Annotated in this window: 1 protein-coding gene; it reads right to left on the minus strand. The window is 31.5% G+C overall.

Features of this window, described 5'->3' with window-relative positions:
- A partial coding sequence (locus tag M3175_RS24195; RefSeq protein WP_251524554.1) for a hypothetical protein occupies positions 1 to 269 on the minus strand: 269 nt, incomplete at its 3' end.
- Between the last annotated feature and the right edge of the window lie 211 nt (positions 270 to 480).

The raw sequence follows: 480 nt of genomic DNA on the forward strand, positions 1-480 counted from the left end.
AAATCATGTAGTCCTGAAGTTTTCTGCCTAGCATCTTTGGCTTTATCAGCTGCGTTGCCTGTAAGAAATTCGTGTTCCTTTAAAAATTCGTAAAACTCAGCTTGAGTAGTCGAATTCCAATCTGAAAATCTTTTCTTAAATTTAGTTAAATAAATCAAAAGTAGTTCATTCTTGTAATTTAATTCCTTTACTCTAAAACTGGTTGTACCAAAGCTCCAGCAGTAGGATTGAAATTTAATTTTCGTCAAATCTATTGGGAAATTTTGCATATTGCCACCGAATATAAATTTTTAAATCCAAACAAATATACTAAACTTATAGCTAAATTTTTTTAGGAAAAGACTAGCCAATTAAGTGAAATAAAAAATCGAATTAATTATGTACCATAATTTGCCACTTTGGGCTATCCTGCACTAGAAAAAATTGCTCCTAAAACTCCCCTTTTCTTCCCTTTTTGTCTGCTAAGCTGTAGTCTTTCAG

Origin of the sequence: Robertmurraya korlensis (assembly GCF_023715225.1) — a bacterium.
GTDB lineage: Bacteria > Bacillota > Bacilli > Bacillales > Cytobacillaceae > Robertmurraya_A.